The organism is Stagnihabitans sp., assembly GCF_964946895.1.
In genome coordinates this window covers 1-14,113 of the sequence record NZ_CBBQHX010000001.1, presented here as the reverse complement: position 1 = coordinate 14,113, position 14,113 = coordinate 1, and the positions used below count along the sequence as shown (strand labels likewise).

20 protein-coding genes are annotated in these 14,113 nt (G+C 64.7%); 10 read left to right on the top strand and 10 right to left on the bottom strand.

What is annotated here, in order from left to right:
• Positions 1-215: 215 nt before the first annotated feature.
• From AC1Y2B_RS00100 to AC1Y2B_RS00090, 3 genes are read right to left on the bottom strand one after another with little or no spacing between them, the layout of a single operon-like run.
• Entirely contained in the window at positions 216-1,442 is a 1,227-nt protein-coding gene (locus AC1Y2B_RS00100; RefSeq protein ID WP_482250998.1) for an RNA polymerase sigma factor, read from the bottom strand.
• Positions 1,442-1,786 carry a YciI family protein gene (locus AC1Y2B_RS00095; protein ID WP_482250997.1) on the bottom strand — a complete coding sequence of 115 codons (345 nt, stop codon included), beginning with the start codon at positions 1,784-1,786 and terminating at the stop codon, positions 1,442-1,444. Before AC1Y2B_RS00095 ends, AC1Y2B_RS00100 begins: the two co-directional genes overlap by 1 nt.
• 27 nt (positions 1,787-1,813) lie before the next feature.
• Positions 1,814-2,203 carry an MAPEG family protein gene (locus AC1Y2B_RS00090; RefSeq protein WP_482250996.1) on the bottom strand — a complete coding sequence of 130 codons (390 nt, stop codon included), beginning with the start codon at positions 2,201-2,203 and terminating at the stop codon, positions 1,814-1,816.
• Between the two features lie 165 nt (positions 2,204-2,368).
• Between AC1Y2B_RS00090 and purL the strand changes: the two genes are divergently transcribed.
• The 3 genes from purL to grxD all read left to right on the top strand — a co-directional run bounded on the left by purL (position 2,369) and on the right by grxD (position 5,337).
• Positions 2,369-4,528: a phosphoribosylformylglycinamidine synthase subunit PurL gene (gene purL / locus AC1Y2B_RS00085; RefSeq protein ID WP_482250995.1), complete on the top strand. Its 2,160-nt coding sequence runs from the start codon at positions 2,369-2,371 to the stop codon at positions 4,526-4,528.
• 124 nt (positions 4,529-4,652) lie between these two features.
• Positions 4,653-4,895, top strand: coding sequence for a BolA/IbaG family iron-sulfur metabolism protein (locus tag AC1Y2B_RS00080; RefSeq protein WP_482250994.1), 243 nt, complete (start codon positions 4,653-4,655; stop codon positions 4,893-4,895).
• A 76-nt stretch (positions 4,896-4,971) separates the two neighbouring features.
• The gene (gene grxD, locus AC1Y2B_RS00075; RefSeq protein ID WP_482250993.1) at positions 4,972-5,337 is read left to right on the top strand and encodes a Grx4 family monothiol glutaredoxin; all 366 of its coding nucleotides are present in this window, start codon (positions 4,972-4,974) and stop codon (positions 5,335-5,337) included.
• Positions 5,338-5,487: 150 nt separating this feature from the next.
• On the opposite strand, the gene AC1Y2B_RS00070 is transcribed toward grxD, so the two are convergent.
• From AC1Y2B_RS00070 to AC1Y2B_RS00060, 3 genes are read right to left on the bottom strand one after another with little or no spacing between them, the layout of a single operon-like run.
• Complete coding sequence (locus AC1Y2B_RS00070; protein WP_482250992.1) at positions 5,488-5,874, bottom strand: hypothetical protein; 387 nt, start codon at positions 5,872-5,874, stop codon at positions 5,488-5,490.
• Positions 5,871-6,272 carry a cell division protein ZapA gene (locus AC1Y2B_RS00065; protein WP_482250991.1) on the bottom strand — a complete coding sequence of 134 codons (402 nt, stop codon included), beginning with the start codon at positions 6,270-6,272 and terminating at the stop codon, positions 5,871-5,873. Before AC1Y2B_RS00065 ends, AC1Y2B_RS00070 begins: the two co-directional genes overlap by 4 nt.
• A complete protein-coding gene (locus AC1Y2B_RS00060; protein WP_482250990.1) occupies positions 6,265-6,756 on the bottom strand; it encodes a hypothetical protein in 492 nt (163 codons plus the stop codon). Before AC1Y2B_RS00060 ends, AC1Y2B_RS00065 begins: the two co-directional genes overlap by 8 nt.
• 192 nt (positions 6,757-6,948) lie before the next feature.
• On the opposite strand from AC1Y2B_RS00060, the gene tkt reads away from it, so the two are divergent.
• Positions 6,949-8,964 carry a transketolase gene (tkt, locus tag AC1Y2B_RS00055; RefSeq protein ID WP_482251268.1) on the top strand — a complete coding sequence of 672 codons (2,016 nt, stop codon included), beginning with the start codon at positions 6,949-6,951 and terminating at the stop codon, positions 8,962-8,964.
• A 176-nt stretch (positions 8,965-9,140) separates the two neighbouring features.
• Here tkt and AC1Y2B_RS00050 read toward each other — a convergent pair whose 3' ends face one another.
• The gene (locus AC1Y2B_RS00050; protein WP_482250989.1) at positions 9,141-10,112 is read right to left on the bottom strand and encodes a DUF808 domain-containing protein; all 972 of its coding nucleotides are present in this window, start codon (positions 10,110-10,112) and stop codon (positions 9,141-9,143) included.
• Between the two features lie 118 nt (positions 10,113-10,230).
• Here AC1Y2B_RS00050 and AC1Y2B_RS00045 point away from each other — a divergent pair, with 118 nt between their 5' ends.
• The 6 genes from AC1Y2B_RS00045 to AC1Y2B_RS00020 all read left to right on the top strand — a co-directional run bounded on the left by AC1Y2B_RS00045 (position 10,231) and on the right by AC1Y2B_RS00020 (position 12,751).
• Positions 10,231-10,374: a hypothetical protein gene (locus AC1Y2B_RS00045; protein WP_482250988.1), complete on the top strand. Its 144-nt coding sequence runs from the start codon at positions 10,231-10,233 to the stop codon at positions 10,372-10,374.
• Positions 10,375-10,464: 90 nt separating this feature from the next.
• Positions 10,465-11,469, top strand: a complete 1,005-nt coding sequence (gene gap, locus AC1Y2B_RS00040) for a type I glyceraldehyde-3-phosphate dehydrogenase (RefSeq protein ID WP_482250987.1) — start codon at positions 10,465-10,467, stop codon at positions 11,467-11,469.
• 133 nt (positions 11,470-11,602) lie between these two features.
• Complete coding sequence (locus tag AC1Y2B_RS00035) at positions 11,603-11,902, top strand: hypothetical protein (RefSeq protein ID WP_482250986.1); 300 nt, start codon at positions 11,603-11,605, stop codon at positions 11,900-11,902.
• A 46-nt stretch (positions 11,903-11,948) separates the two neighbouring features.
• The gene (locus tag AC1Y2B_RS00030; protein ID WP_482250985.1) at positions 11,949-12,110 is read left to right on the top strand and encodes a YjiS-like domain-containing protein; all 162 of its coding nucleotides are present in this window, start codon (positions 11,949-11,951) and stop codon (positions 12,108-12,110) included.
• A gap of 288 nt (positions 12,111-12,398) precedes the next feature.
• Entirely contained in the window at positions 12,399-12,560 is a 162-nt protein-coding gene (locus AC1Y2B_RS00025; protein WP_482250984.1) for a hypothetical protein, read from the top strand.
• A 29-nt stretch (positions 12,561-12,589) separates the two neighbouring features.
• Positions 12,590-12,751 carry a YjiS-like domain-containing protein gene (locus tag AC1Y2B_RS00020; RefSeq protein WP_482250983.1) on the top strand — a complete coding sequence of 54 codons (162 nt, stop codon included), beginning with the start codon at positions 12,590-12,592 and terminating at the stop codon, positions 12,749-12,751.
• Positions 12,752-12,792: 41 nt separating this feature from the next.
• Here AC1Y2B_RS00020 and AC1Y2B_RS00015 read toward each other — a convergent pair whose 3' ends face one another.
• The 3 genes from AC1Y2B_RS00015 to AC1Y2B_RS00005 form a co-directional block, all read right to left on the bottom strand.
• Positions 12,793-13,317 (bottom strand): gamma carbonic anhydrase family protein, encoded by a 525-nt coding sequence (locus tag AC1Y2B_RS00015; RefSeq protein ID WP_482250982.1) that lies wholly within the window; start codon positions 13,315-13,317, stop codon positions 12,793-12,795.
• A complete protein-coding gene (gmk, locus tag AC1Y2B_RS00010; RefSeq protein ID WP_482251267.1) occupies positions 13,314-13,949 on the bottom strand; it encodes a guanylate kinase in 636 nt (211 codons plus the stop codon). Before gmk ends, AC1Y2B_RS00015 begins: the two co-directional genes overlap by 4 nt.
• 2 nt (positions 13,950-13,951) lie before the next feature.
• Positions 13,952-14,113 (bottom strand): endoribonuclease YicC domain-containing protein (locus AC1Y2B_RS00005; protein WP_482251266.1); only part of this gene is annotated, 162 nt, incomplete at its 5' end.

The window sequence follows — 14,113 nt, the reverse complement described above, 5'->3', positions numbered from 1 at the left end:
TGTGACAGATATGCGAAAGCCATGCGCAAGACGCATAGCGGCAATGCCGCGATTGCAGCCTGATTCCCGTTGCCGCTAACACCCCCACCGCCTATCTAGGGCAGCGAGGCGATGATCGAGTTCGCTCTTGTCGTCTCATACCTCCCTGTTGGACTTGGCCGAGCGAAAGCTCGGCCTTTTTTTTGGTTTTGCGTGATTTTTCCGGGGTTTGCCTGTCAATGCGGCAGCGCAGCACGGCGTTTGGCCAAATAAGCGGCGTCTGCGGAAGAGGCGGCCAGCGCGATGGCGGTGTCATAGGCGGCGCGGGCGGGGCCGAAGGATTCGGCGCGGGTCAGGTATTCGGCGCGGGCGGCGTGGTAGGGCTGATAGGCTGACAGCGCCGGGGCGAGGGCTTCCATCAGGTCCAAAGCGGCCCGCAACGCCCCGGTTTCGGCCACGGCGACGGCGTGGTTCAGATGCACCACGGGTGTGGGTTCATGGCGGATCAGCGCCTGATACAGCGCCACGATCTGCGGCCAGTCGGGCGGGACGGCCCCGTGGCAGGCGGCGATGGCGGCTTTGATCTGGTAGGGCCCGGGCGCGCGCCGTGCCATCGCCCGGTCGATCAGCGCCAGCCCTTCGGTCACAGCGACGGCATCCCAACGGCTGCGGTCCTGCGCCGCCGGCGGCACGCTGACGCCCTCTACCACCCGGGCGGCCTTGCGGGCGTGGGTCAGCAGCATCAGGGCCAGGCAGCCCTCGACCTCGGCCAGATCGGGCGAGTTTTCCGGGCTGAGATCGGCGATCATGCGGGCCAGGAAGATCGCCTCTTCGCACAGGTCGCGGGGTTCTTGCGGGCCTGCGGTATAGCCTGCGTTGAAGATCAGATAGACCACCGTCAGAACCGAGTGCAGCCGGGCGGGCCAATCCTCGGGGCCGGGGATGATGAAGGGAACCCCGGCTTCGCGCAGTTTGGTTTTGGCGCGGGTCAGGCGCTGGGCCATGGTGGGTTCGGCGTCCAGAAAGGCGCGGGCGATTTCGGCAGTGGACAGGCCCGCGATGCTGCGCAGGGTCAGGGCGACGCGGGATTTCGGATCAAGCGCCGGATGGCAGCAGGTGAAGATCAGGCGCAGCCGGTCGTCGAGGATTGCTGCCGCCTCCTCGGCCTCGTCGCGGGCCAAGAGCGTCAGGGCCGCGGTCTGGCGGGCATCGCGCGCGCTGCGGCGCAGGCGGTCGATGGCTTTGCGGAAGGCCACGCGGATCAGCCAGGCCTCGGGCCGCGTGGGCACGCCCGAGCGGCCCCAATGGATCAGGGCCGAGGCGCTGGCGTCCTGCAAAGCGTCCTCGGCCAGTTGGAAATCCCCGACCCGGGAAATCAGCGCCGCCATGATCCGCCCCCGGTCCGCGCGCAGGGTGCGGCCCAGAACAGCCGCCAGCGTGGAATCGGGGGCAAGATCGGGCATCAGGCAAGGACCGGGCGGACTTCGATCGTGCCGAAGGCCGCAGAGGGGATCAGGGCCGCATATTTCAGCGCGGTGTCGAGGTCTGGCACGTCGATCAGGTAATAGCCGCCCAGATGCTCTTTGGTTTCGGCAAAAGGGCCGTCCATGGTTTCCACCTTGCCGCCGCGCAGGCGAACCGAGGTGGCGGTCTCGACCGATTTCAGCGCGTCACCGGCGACAAAGACGCGGTCGGCTTTCAGGCGGGCTGTCAGGGCGTTGTAGGCGTCGATCATCTGCTGGAAGGCGGGCGTACCATAGGCGGGCTGCGCCTCGGGCGCGGCGTAGATCAGGGCGAGGTATTGCATGATGTCTCCTTTCTGAGGGGCTGGGGATCAGGCGAAACGGTGCAGCAGCAAGACGACGACCAGCACCAGCTGGATGCCGGAAGTGGCCACCGCGCCGAGAATGCGGGCGGGATGGGCGGGGGCGTCGGCGCGGATGCCGAAGGGATGGATCAGGCGGGCCAGCACCAGCACGGCGCCAAGGGCCGTCAAAAGCGTGGCCCCTGCCCCGCCCGCCTCGGCCAGCGCCATCAGCAGAAGGGTCAGCGGCACATTCTCGACGAAGTTGGCCTGTCGGCGCATGGCTTGCAGCACCAGCGGGCTGCCACCATCGCCCAAGGCGACCTTGGCTTTCTGCCGGGCGAAGATCACAAGTTGGGTGAGGGCGATGAAGATCAGGGTCAGGGCGGCGGCGAAGGGGGCGGTGATCGGGAAGGTCATGAGATGTCCTTTTTTTCATTTCGCCCCACAAGGACGCCCATCATGCCGCAGATTCGACATTGCACCGCAAAAAATCTGACGATGGGACGGTGCCCTTGCAAAGCGCCTCTTTTCCTGCCCCCCGGCTTGTCCTAAGAGGCCGCAACCCCGCTTCAGGAGACCGCCATGGCCGAGCCAACCATCACGCCGGAACTGATCGCCCGTCACGGCCTGAAGCCCGACGAATATGAACGCCTGCTGGGCATCATCGGGCGCGTGCCGACCTTCACCGAACTGGGCATCTTCTCGGCGATGTGGAATGAACATTGTTCCTACAAGTCGTCGAAGAAATGGCTGCGCACGCTGCCGACCACGGGGCCGCAGGTGATCTGCGGGCCGGGCGAGAATGCCGGCGTGGTGGATATCGGCGACGGTCAGGCCGTGATCTTCAAGATGGAGAGCCACAACCACCCGTCGTATATTGAGCCCTATCAGGGGGCGGCGACGGGTGTGGGCGGCATCCTGCGCGATGTGTTCACCATGGGCGCGCGGCCGATTGCGGCGATGAATTCGCTGTCCTTTGGCGTGCCCTCGCACCCCAAGACCGCGCATCTGGTCAAGGGCGTGGTGGAGGGCGTGGGCGGCTATGGCAATGCCTTTGGCGTGCCGACCGTTGGCGGCGAGGTGCGGTTTCACCGCAGCTATAATGGCAACTGTCTGGTCAACGCCTTTGCGGCGGGCTTGGCGGATGCCGACAAGATTTTCTACTCGGTCGCCTCGGGCGTGGGGATGCCGGTGGTCTATCTGGGGGCCAAGACCGGGCGGGACGGGGTGGGCGGGGCGACGATGGCCTCGGCTGAATTCGACGCCTCGATCGAAGAAAAGCGCCCGACGGTGCAGGTTGGCGACCCCTTCACCGAAAAGCGCCTGCTGGAAGCGTGTCTGGAGCTGATGGCCTCGGGGGCGGTGATCTCCATTCAGGACATGGGGGCGGCTGGCCTGACCTGTTCGGCGGTGGAAATGGGCGACAAGGGCGGCTTGGGCATCAAGCTGCAGCTGGACGCCGTGCCGCAGCGCGAGACGCATATGACGGCCTATGAGATGATGCTGTCGGAATCTCAGGAACGCATGCTGATGGTGCTCAAGCCCGAGCTTGAGGCTGTGGCGCGGGCGATCTTCGTGAAATGGGATCTGGATTTCGCGATTGTGGGCGAAACGATTGCCGAGGACCGCTTCCTGATCCTGCATGGCAAGGACGTGAAGGCCGATCTGCCCCTGTCGAAACTGTCATCCTCGGCGCCGGAGTATGATCGGCCTTGGGTGGCGACGCCTGCGGCCGCGCCCTTGGGCGAGGTGCCGGCGATCGGGGCGATGGACGGCCTCAAGGCTTTGATCGGCGCGGCGTCCTACGCGCAGAAATCCTGGGTTTATGAACAGTATGACAGCCAGGTGCTGGCCGATACCATCCGTCGCCCCGGCATTGGGGCCGGCGTGGTGCGGGTGCATGGCACGAAGAAGGCGCTGGCCTTCACCTCTGATGTGACGCCGCGTTATGTGATGGCCAACCCGACGGAAGGGGGCCGCCAGGCCGTGGCGGAGGCCTACCGTAACCTGTGCGCCGTGGGGGCGCTGCCCCTTGCCACCACCGACAACCTCAACTTCGGCAACCCCGAAAAGCCCGAGATCATGGGCCAATTGGTGGGCGCGCTGAAAGGGATTGGCGAGGCCTGTATCGCGCTCGACATGCCGATCGTGTCGGGCAACGTGTCGCTTTACAATGAGACCGATGGCAAGGGCATCCTGCCGACGCCGACGATTGGCGCGGTGGGCCTGCTGCAGGATGCAGGCGATCTGATTGGCGGCCTGGCGCAGGACGGCGACGTGGCAGTGCTGATTGGCGCAACCAAGGGCCATCTGGGTCAGTCGGCCCTGCTGGCCGAGGCCTTCGGGATCGAGGCGGGCGATGCGCCGGCGGTCGATCTGGCGGCTGAAAAGGCGCATGGCAGCTTCATCCGGGCCAATGGCCGGGCGTTCCACGCCTGCAATGACCTGTCCGATGGCGGTCTTGCCTTGGCGGCCTTCGAGATGGCCGACAGCGCGGGCCTTGGCGTGACGCTGACGGTTTCGGACACCGCGCAGCTGTTTGGCGAGGATCAGGCGCGCTATCTGGTGGCCCTGACGCCCGCCAAGGCCAGCAAATTGCTGGCCCATGCGGCAGAAGCCGGGGTGCCCGCGGCACGCGTGGGCAGGTTTGGCGGCACGGTCGTGGCCTTCGGGGCCGAAGCGGCTCCGCTGGCAGACCTGTCGCGGCTGTACCGCACGGCCTTTGCCAAGGCCGTGGCCTGAGCACCGCATCGCGAGGGCTGTGCGCGGGGCGGGGTTGCAAGCCTGCCCCCGCCGTCCTAAATCTGGTGCAATGCCAAGAACGGCTGAAAAGCCCAAGATCTGCCGAAAGGCAAGGAGTCCCCGGATGGCGATGGAAGCCCGCGACATCGAAGCCCTGATCCGCGCCAGCTTTCCGGCCGCGCAGATCACGATCACCGACCTTGCCGGCGACGGCAACCATTGGGCCGCCGAGGTGATCGACGCCAGCTTCAAGGGCATGAACCGCGTCCAGCAACAGCGCGCGGTCTATGCCAGCCTGAAAGGCAAGATGGACGGCGCACACGGCGAGTTGCACGCGCTGGCTTTGACGACCAAGGCGCCGGAGTGACGCAGCGTCCCTGCGACGCGTTTTGTTGACATGAACAGTCCGCAGGGTCTGACCGGCGGCAAAAGGAACCGAGCACATGACCGCGATTGAGACGATCAAGGATACCGTGACCAAGAACGACGTCGTTCTGTTCATGAAGGGCACCAAGATGATGCCGCAATGCGGGTTTTCCTCCCGCGTCGCGGGCGTTTTGAACTACATGGGCATCGAATATGCCGATGTGAACGTTCTGGCCGATGCCGAAATCCGTCAGGGGATCAAGGACTTCTCGGACTGGCCGACCATCCCGCAACTTTACGTCAAGGGTGAATTCGTCGGCGGCTGCGATATCGTGACCGAGATGACCCTGTCGGGCGAGCTGGACCAGCTTCTGGAAGCCAAGGGCGTGGCCTTCAACAAGGAAGCCGCGGCCAAGATCCGCGAAGCGAACAAGGAAGCCTGATCAAGGCCTGACCCGCGCCCCTGCGGCGCGGGTTATTGACAGTGGCGCCCTTCGGCAGAACGATCCGATTTTTCGGCGAAAAATCGGTTCTTCCCTGTAAACCTGATTTTTCGTAGAAAAATCGTGGCCTGGATGGACCGGTGCCCTGCCCTACCGGGCAATTCCATCCGCCTTGCAGGCGGCGTGCACCACGGTTTGCGTGCCCTTGGTCCCGTCCTGCAACGCCAGCGTGCCCATGGCACCGTCCAGCGTCCAGACATGATGCGTGCCATCCGAGGGCCAGCTGTAGCGGTTGGGGTTGGTCTCGTCGGCCAGCAGGGTTTCGGGACCTGCAAGGGTGACCTGACCCGCGCCATAGGTGACCGCCAGGTGGCCGCCATCGCCGCAAGTGTAATGCAGCGTCTTGCCCGGCAGGTCCGGCGGCGGCGGGGCTGCCACCGGCGTTTGTACGCAGGCGGCAAGGATCAGGCCTGTCAACGCGAAAGCCGTCAGGTGGGTCAGGATCGGACGGACCAAGACGGCGCCGGGCAAGGTCACGCGATCCGCTCTTCGATGTGATCGGCGAGGGTTTCGGCCCGGCTGGCCAACTGCGCCAGTGCTTGGGCCAAGGCGGCATCGGCCTGACGCTGTTCTTCAAGGGCGGCTGGGTCGATGCCGGCCGAATCGGCGGCAGGCGCTGCGGCGGCATGGCTGTGCAGTTCGGCCAGCTTGGCGCGTGCCTGTCGCAGTTCATCTTCGAGGCTGGCAGTGCGGTCGGCCAGCATCAGGCCTGCCATCAACAGCATCCGCGCTTCGGGCAGGCGGCCCATCTGGGCCTGCAGGGGGGTGGCCTCGCTGTCCAGAAGCTTGGCGGCGGCATTCAGGAAATGCTCTTCTCCAACCCGGCAGGAGACGTAGAACTTGCGATCCCCGATGGTGATTTCCAGATCAGGCATGGGCGCGGGCCTCCTCGGCATCGACGATCGGGCCAAGTGTGGCCATAATATCCGCCATTTCGGTGATTTCCGAGGCGCGCACGGCACGCAGCGCCTCCAGTTCGGCGTGCAGGGCGCGGTTGATCAGGGCGGCGTCTGCGGTGCCCCGTTCAGCGGCCTCGCGCAGGCGGCGCAACTCTTCGCGCAGCTGCGCCACAGACGAGCGCAGGCGCTGGTTGTCCAGACCCTGCGCGTCAAGTTGCCGGGTCAGGCGGTCCATCTCGGAGGGATCGGCCGGGGGCGCCGGCGATTGCAGATCATCCAGCGCGGCATCTGCGGCGACACGGGCCGCGCGTTCGGCGTCCAGCGCGGCGCGCAGATGGGCGATTTCCTGCGCTTGCGCTGCACTGGGCGCGTCGGTGGGCGATGCGATGCGCTCAACTCCGGCGCTGATCCGCGCCAGCGCTGCGGCAATGCGCTGTTCCAGTTCGGCGAAATCGGCCATCGGTACTCTCTGGTTGCAAGGTCTGGGGTCGCTTTAGCTTGAGGAGGCTTCGGCCCCGTCGTCAAGGCCGTTCTTGGCGCAATTTGCCTTCGAAGGCCCTAACTTGGGCACCACCGCTTGAACTTGGCCGTGAGGCTGATATTGACGACCGCATTCGCCGGCCTGCCCCTTTTGTCAGACAAGGACACCCAAGTGGACATCGAAACCCTCCGCACTCGCCACCCCGAGCATTGGATGCGCGCCTGCGCCATCCGCACGCTGACGCTTGATGCGGTTGCCGCCGCCAATTCCGGCCACTCTGGCATGCCGATGGGCATGGCCGATGTGGCCACGGTGCTGTTCGAAAAGCACCTGAAGTTTGACCCCAAGGCGCCGCATTGGCCGGACCGTGACCGGTTCATCCTGTCGGCGGGCCACGGCTCGATGCTGCTTTACTCGGTCCTGTACCTGACCGGGTACGAGGATATCACGCTGGACCAGATCAAGGGCTTCCGCCAGTGGGGCATGCGCACCGCCGGCCACCCGGAATATGGCCATGCCGCCGGCATTGAAACCACGACCGGGCCGCTGGGTCAGGGCGTCGCCAATGCCGTGGGTTTTGCCATTGCCGAGGCCAATCTGCGCGCCCGTCTTGGGGCCAAGGTGCAGAACCACCGCACCTATGTGATCGCCGGCGACGGCTGCCTGATGGAGGGCGTCAGCCAAGAAGCTCTGGCCCTGGCCGGCAAGCAGAAGCTGGAGAACCTGATTGTTCTGTGGGACAACAACGGCATCACCATCGACGGCAAGGTCTCGATTTCTGACGTGACCGACCAGAAGGCGCGCTTTGCGGCGTCGGGCTGGAACGTGTTTGACTGCGACGGCCATGATCCCGTGGACATCGACCGCGCGCTGACCGAGGCCAAGGCGTCGGGCGGTCCGTCGTTGATTGCCTGCAAGACGCATATCGCCTTGGGCTCGTCCGCGCAGGACACCTCCAAGGGCCACGGCGCCCTGACCGACCCGAAGCTGATGGCCGACACCAAGGCGGCTTATGGCTGGCACGAAGCGCCCTTCGTCATCCCCGACAAGATCAAGGCGGAATGGGAGGCCTTTGGCGCCCGGGGTGCGGCTGCGCGGGTCGAGTGGCAAAAGGGCGTCGACGCCCTGCCCGCCGCCAAGCGCGAGCTGCTGACCCGCATCTTCGCGGGTGACGCGCCCAAGGGTTTGAAGAAGGCGATTGCCGAGGTGAAGAAGGCGGCGTCGGAGGCCAAGCCGAAGCTCGCCACCCGGGCGGCGTCGGAAAAGGTGCTGACGGCGGTCAATCCGGTGCTGTTTGAAACCATCGGCGGCTCGGCTGACCTGACCGGCTCGAACAACACCAAGACGCCGGATCTGGGTGTCTTCACGCCCGAAGACCGCAAGGGCCGCTACATCTATTTCGGCATCCGGGAACACGGCATGGCGGCGGCGATGAACGGCATGGCGCTGCATGGCGGCGTGCGGCCCTATGGCGGCACCTTCATGTGCTTCACCGACTATGCGCGTCCGTCGATGCGTCTGTCGGCGCTGATGGGGATTCCGGTGGTTTACGTGATGACCCACGATTCCATCGGTCTGGGCGAAGACGGCCCGACCCACCAGCCGGTCGAGCATCTGGCGATTTCGCGCGCGACACCCAACACCCATGTCTTCCGCCCCGCCGATCTGGTGGAAACCGCGGAAGCTTGGGAACTGGCGCTGACCACCAAGACGACGCCTTCGGTGCTGGCGCTGTCGCGGCAGAACCTGCCGACCGTGCGCACCACCCATTCCAACGCCAACCTGACCGCCAAGGGCGCCTATGTGCTGGCCGAAGCCGTGGCCAAGCGTCAGGTCATCCTGATGGCCACCGGCTCGGAAGTGGAAATCGCGCTCAAGGCCCGCGACGCGCTGGAGGCCGAGGGCATCGGCACACGCGTTGTGTCCATGCCTTGCATGGAACTGTTCGCGGCCCAGGACGAGGCCTATCGCAAGAAGGTCTTGCCCGCCGGCACCGTCCGCATCGCGGTGGAAGCCGGTGTGCGGCAGGGCTGGGACCGCTGGCTGCTGGGCGAGCGCGGCCGCGAGGCCAAGGCGGGCTTCATCGGCATGCACAGCTTTGGCGCCTCGGCCCCGATTGACCGGCTGTACAAGGAGTTCGGGATTACGGCAGAAGCGACCGCGGCTTTGGCGAAGTCACTTTTGTGAGGAGCAGCGGGGGGCCTAGCCGCGCAAGGCTTTGCGCGGCGGCCTTCGCTGAAAACCGTCCACCGGAAGGTTTTCCGGGCGCTCCGGCCCCCCGCACCCCCTGCCTCAAGGGGAGGCACGCCTCCCCTTGAGAATCCCCGGTGGATATTTGAACAAGTCTGAAAGGACAGCCGGGCCTAGTGTCCGGCGTTTTGCTGTCCGGTCACGCGTTCGATCAGCGGGCTGATGACCCGGGTGGCGAGCGGGATCAGCGCGAGGCCGAGGATCAGCCCCACCACACCGTCGAGGGCGGCGCGGGTGGCCCAGACGGTGAGCCCCTCCAGCAGGGGAATGGCATGGCCCATGCCCTCGGACCAACGCTCGAAGGTGTCGTAAAGTCCGGGAAAGCCGAACACTTCCAGCCCGTGCACCACCATCTGCCCGCCGACCCAAAGCATCGCCGCGGTGCCGAGCGTCGAGAGGAAGCCGAGCAGCGGCGGCATTGCGGCCACCAGCCCGCGGCCAAGGCTACGGGTCACCGACAGGCGCGCGCGTCGGGCGAGGAACAGGCCAATGTCATCCATCTTCACGATCAGCGCCACCGAGCCATAGACCAGCACCGTGATCATCACCCCGACGATGGCCAGGGTGATCGCCTCGGCCCAGAAGGCGCCTTCGGGGATGGCGCCGAGGGCAATGGTCATGATCTCGGCCGAGAGGATGAAATCGGTCTTGATCGCCCCGGCGACCTTTTGCTGCTCCAGATGGGCGGGATCGGCCACGTCAAAGTCTTCGGCGACCTCTGGATCGGCCTGGGGGGCGAGGGCGTGGAACACCTTCTCGGCCCCTTCAAAGCACAGATAGGCACCGCCGAAGGTCAGCAGCGGGACAATGGCACCGGGCAGGAAATTCTCCAGAAGCAGGGCGATCGGCAGGAGGATGACCAGCTTGTTCTTCAAGGACCCCAGCGAGATCCGCCAGATGATCGGCAATTCGCGCTCGGCGGCGAAGCCCGTGGCATAAGTCGGGGTCACGGCGGTGTCGTCGATCACCACGCCGGCGGCCTTGGCCCCGGCCTTGGCCGCTGCCCCCGCGATATCATCGACCGAAGCGGCTGCCACCTTGGCAATCGCCGCCACATCATCCAACAATGCCAAAAGTCCGCTCATCCACCAGCCCTTCACCACTTTGGGTCTATCTAGGGATGCCGGAGGGCTTTGCAAAGCGCCCGGGCGCGGCAGACCGGCGCAAAGTCGGGGCCGGGGCCCGAAAAACAGGAGACGGGCGGTGAAAGAACATGGCTATCTGGTTGTGGCGGGGCTGATCGCGCTGGCAATCGTCGGCGATGTTACGCTCAATGGCGCGCGGGGAACGCTTTTCTTGATCCAGGACATCATATCGTTGCAAGAATACCTGCAATTCTGGCGCTAAGCCGCAAATCAGCGGTTGAATCCGGGGCGTTTCTGGCGAATTTAGCGCGCAGGCCCACATGAATCGTCATCCTTTTTCCAGGAGTTCGTCATGACTGTCAAAGTCGCCATCAACGGTTTCGGCCGCATCGGGCGCAATGTGCTGCGCGCCATTCTTGAATCCGGCCGCACGGATATCGAAGTCGTCGCCATCAACGATCTGGGGCCGGTGGAAACCAACGCCCATCTGCTGCGGTTCGATTCGGTGCACGGGCGCTTCCCGCATGTGGTCACCACAACGGCTGACACGATCGACGTGGGCCGCGGCCCGATGAAGGTCACCGCGATCAAGAACCCGGCCGAATTGCCTTGGGGTGATGTCGATATCATTCTGGAATGCACCGGCATCTTCACCTCGAAAGACAAGGTGCAGGCGCATCTGTCGACCGGCGCCAAGCGCGTGCTGATCTCGGCCCCCGGCGATGGCGCGGACAAGACCATCGTTTACGGCGTGAACCATCAGACGCTGACCGCCGCCGATCTGGTCGTTTCGAACGCGTCCTGCACGACCAACTGCCTGTCGCCGGTCGCCAAGGTGCTGAACGATTCGATCGGCATCGTGAAGGGCTTCATGACCACGATCCACTCCTACACCGGCGACCAGCCGACGCTGGACACGATGCACAAGGACCTGTACCGCGCCCGCGCTGCGGCGCTGAGCATGATCCCGACCTCGACCGGGGCGGCCAAGGCCGTGGGTCTGGTTCTGCCGGAACTGAAGGGCAAGCTGGACGGCGTCGCGATCCGGGTGCCGACACCGAACGTTTCGGTCGTCGATCTGGTGTTCGAAGCCAAGAAATCGACCACCGTGGCCGAAATCAACGAGGCGATCCGCGCTGCGGCCACCACCGGCCCGCTGGTCGGCATTCTGGGCTTCACTGATCAGCCGAATGTGTCGTCTGACTTCAATCACGACCCGCACTCCAGCGTGTTCCACATGGACCAGACCAAGGTCATGGATGGCACCATGGTGCGCATCCTGTCGTGGTACGACAACGAATGGGGCTTCTCGAACCGGATGGCGGATACCGCTGTCGCGATGGGCAAGTTGATCTGAGACCTGTGACATGGTCGGCAAGGGGCGCCTTCGGGCGCCCTTTTTCGTTCAAAGGTCCCGATTTTTCAGCGAAGAATCGGAAGGGCGAATGGTCGGCGAAGGGTCGGGGCGCCGATCGTTAAGTAGATTTTGCATGACCTATGCATTCAGCGCAACGCCGCATCGCAGCATTGTTCGTTGTTCACGGCGCGAAAACGTCCATATTCCAGCCATGCGGAAGGGGAAAGCCAATCGGGCCAACCACCGCAAGGATCGAAAAGGACAGACGCCGATGAAAACCCTCTTTGCCCAGTACCGTGCCGAGCTTGCCAAGCGTGCAGCCTACCGCCGGACCCGTGACGAGATTGCGCGTCTGCCCCGTTCGATGGCGCTCGATCTTGGCTTCTTCCCCGAAGATGCCGACCAGATCGCCCGCGAGGCTGTCTGGGGCTGATGGCCCCGCTGGCCGGGATGGTCCCGGCCCATTCAGGAATAAACCGATGAAAAATCTACTTGCCGCCTACAAAAGCTATGCCAGACAACACGCCCTTTACCGCCGGACCCGCGATGAAATCGCGCATCTGAGCCCGGCCGAGGCGCTGGATCTGGGCATTTACCCCGGCGATGCCGAGCGTTTGGCCCGCCAGTCCGTCTGGGGCTGATTGCCCGCAGAACATGACCTTCCGGATGAACCAGCAAGGGGCCCTCGGGCCCCTTTTCCGTTTCGCCCCGATCCGGGCCGCACCCCGTCGGCCGCCTTTTCCGGTTGCATGGCAAATCGGCGGCGGTAACGCGATGGTAACCGAAAACGTTATAGCCATTCTATTTTTGCGGCACACATGCACCCAGCGCAATGCTGCATCGCAGCAAGAGGCGTTGTTTGCGCAAACAATCGGCCCATATTGGTCGAGTGCAGGGCAACCTGCACCAGACCGAAAGGAGTGACGACAATGAAATCTCTGTTTGCCAAGTACCGCGTCGAACTGGCCCGCCAGTTGGCCTATCGCCGGACGCGGGACGAGATCGCAAGCCTGCCGCGCTCGGTGGCCCTTGACCTGGGGATCTTCCCCGAGGACGCCCACCGCATCGCCCATCAGGCTGTCTGGGGCTAAGGCCCCCTCCCAACCCACAGGAGATACCCATGAAAAATCTGTATGCCGCCTATCGCACCTATGCCCAACAACACGCGCTGTACCGCTTCACGCGCGATGAAATCGCCCGTCTGTCCCCCGCCGAAGAGCGTGATCTGGGCATCAGCCCCGGCGATGCCGACCGCATCGCCCGTCAGGCCGTCTGGGGCTGACGCTGCAGCGACTGGGAAAAGGGGGCCAGTGGCCCCCTTTTTCAGGTGCCGATTTCGGTCAGCCCCTTGGCGAAGCGCTGCGCATTGGCCCGGTAGCCCGCCGCCGATTTCAGCAGCCCGGCCTGCGCCTCGGCGTCCAGCACCCGCACCACCTTGCCGGGCGAGCCCATCACCAAAGACCCGTCCGGAATTTCCTTGCCCTCGGTGATCAGGGCGCAGGCGCCGATCAGGCAGCCCTTGCCGATCTTCGCGCCGTTCAGGATCGTCGCACCCATGCCGATCAGCGTGCCCTCGCCAATCGTGCAGCCGTGCAGCATGGCGCGGTGGCCGATGGTGCAATTGGCGCCAATCCGCAGGGGATAACCCCAGTCGGTGTGCAGCACGCAGTTTTCCTGAATGTTGGAGCCCTGGCCGACCCAGATCATCTCGTTGTCGCCGCGGATCGTGGCGCCGAACCAGATGCTGACCTCATCCTCCAGCACGACCTTGCCAACCACGACAGCCGAGGGCGCAATCCACGCCCCAACGCCCACTTCCGGGGCCACACCATCCAGCGAATACTTCATCGCGCCGAAAACTCCCGGTTGAGACTGCGCACGAAATCCGCCAGCTGCGGCTGGCGGTCACGGCGCAGACGTTCTGCCTGCAAAATCGTCACCAATTCGTTGAACGCCCTGTCCAGATCGTGATTCACGATCACGTAGTCGTATTCCGCCCAGTGGCTGATCTCGGACTCACTTTTCGCCATGCGCTCGGCAATCACGGCTTCGCTGTCCTGCGCCCTGCCCCTGAGCCGGCTTTCCAGTTCCGCAATCGAGGGCGGCAACACGAAAACCGACACGACATCCCGCCCGAGGGCCGAGTTGCGGATCTGCTGGCCACCCTGCCAGTCGATGTCAAAGAGGGTATCGCGCCCTTCGGCCATCGCAGCCTCTACCGGGCCACGCGGAGAGCCGTAGAAATTGCCGAACACCTCGGCATGTTCCAGCATCTGGCCGTCACGGACCAGCGTCTCAAACGCCTCGCGGCTGCGGAAGTAGTATTCGCGGCCGTCCTGTTCGCCGGGCCGGGGCTTGCGCGTGGTGGCGGACACCGAGAACCGCAAGCTGCGGTCCCATTCCATCAGCCGCCGCGACAAGGTGGACTTCCCCGCACCCGAGGGAGAGGACAAGATCAGCAATAGCCCGCGTCGCAGCATGTTCATTCCACGTTTTGCACCTGTTCGCGCATCTGATCGATGACCGTCTTGAGGTCAAGGCCGATGCGGGTCAGGGCAATCGACTGCGCCTTGGAGCAGAGCGTGTTGGCCTCGCGCAGGAACTCCTGAACAAGGAAATCGAACTTGCGGCCGATCTGGCCCGC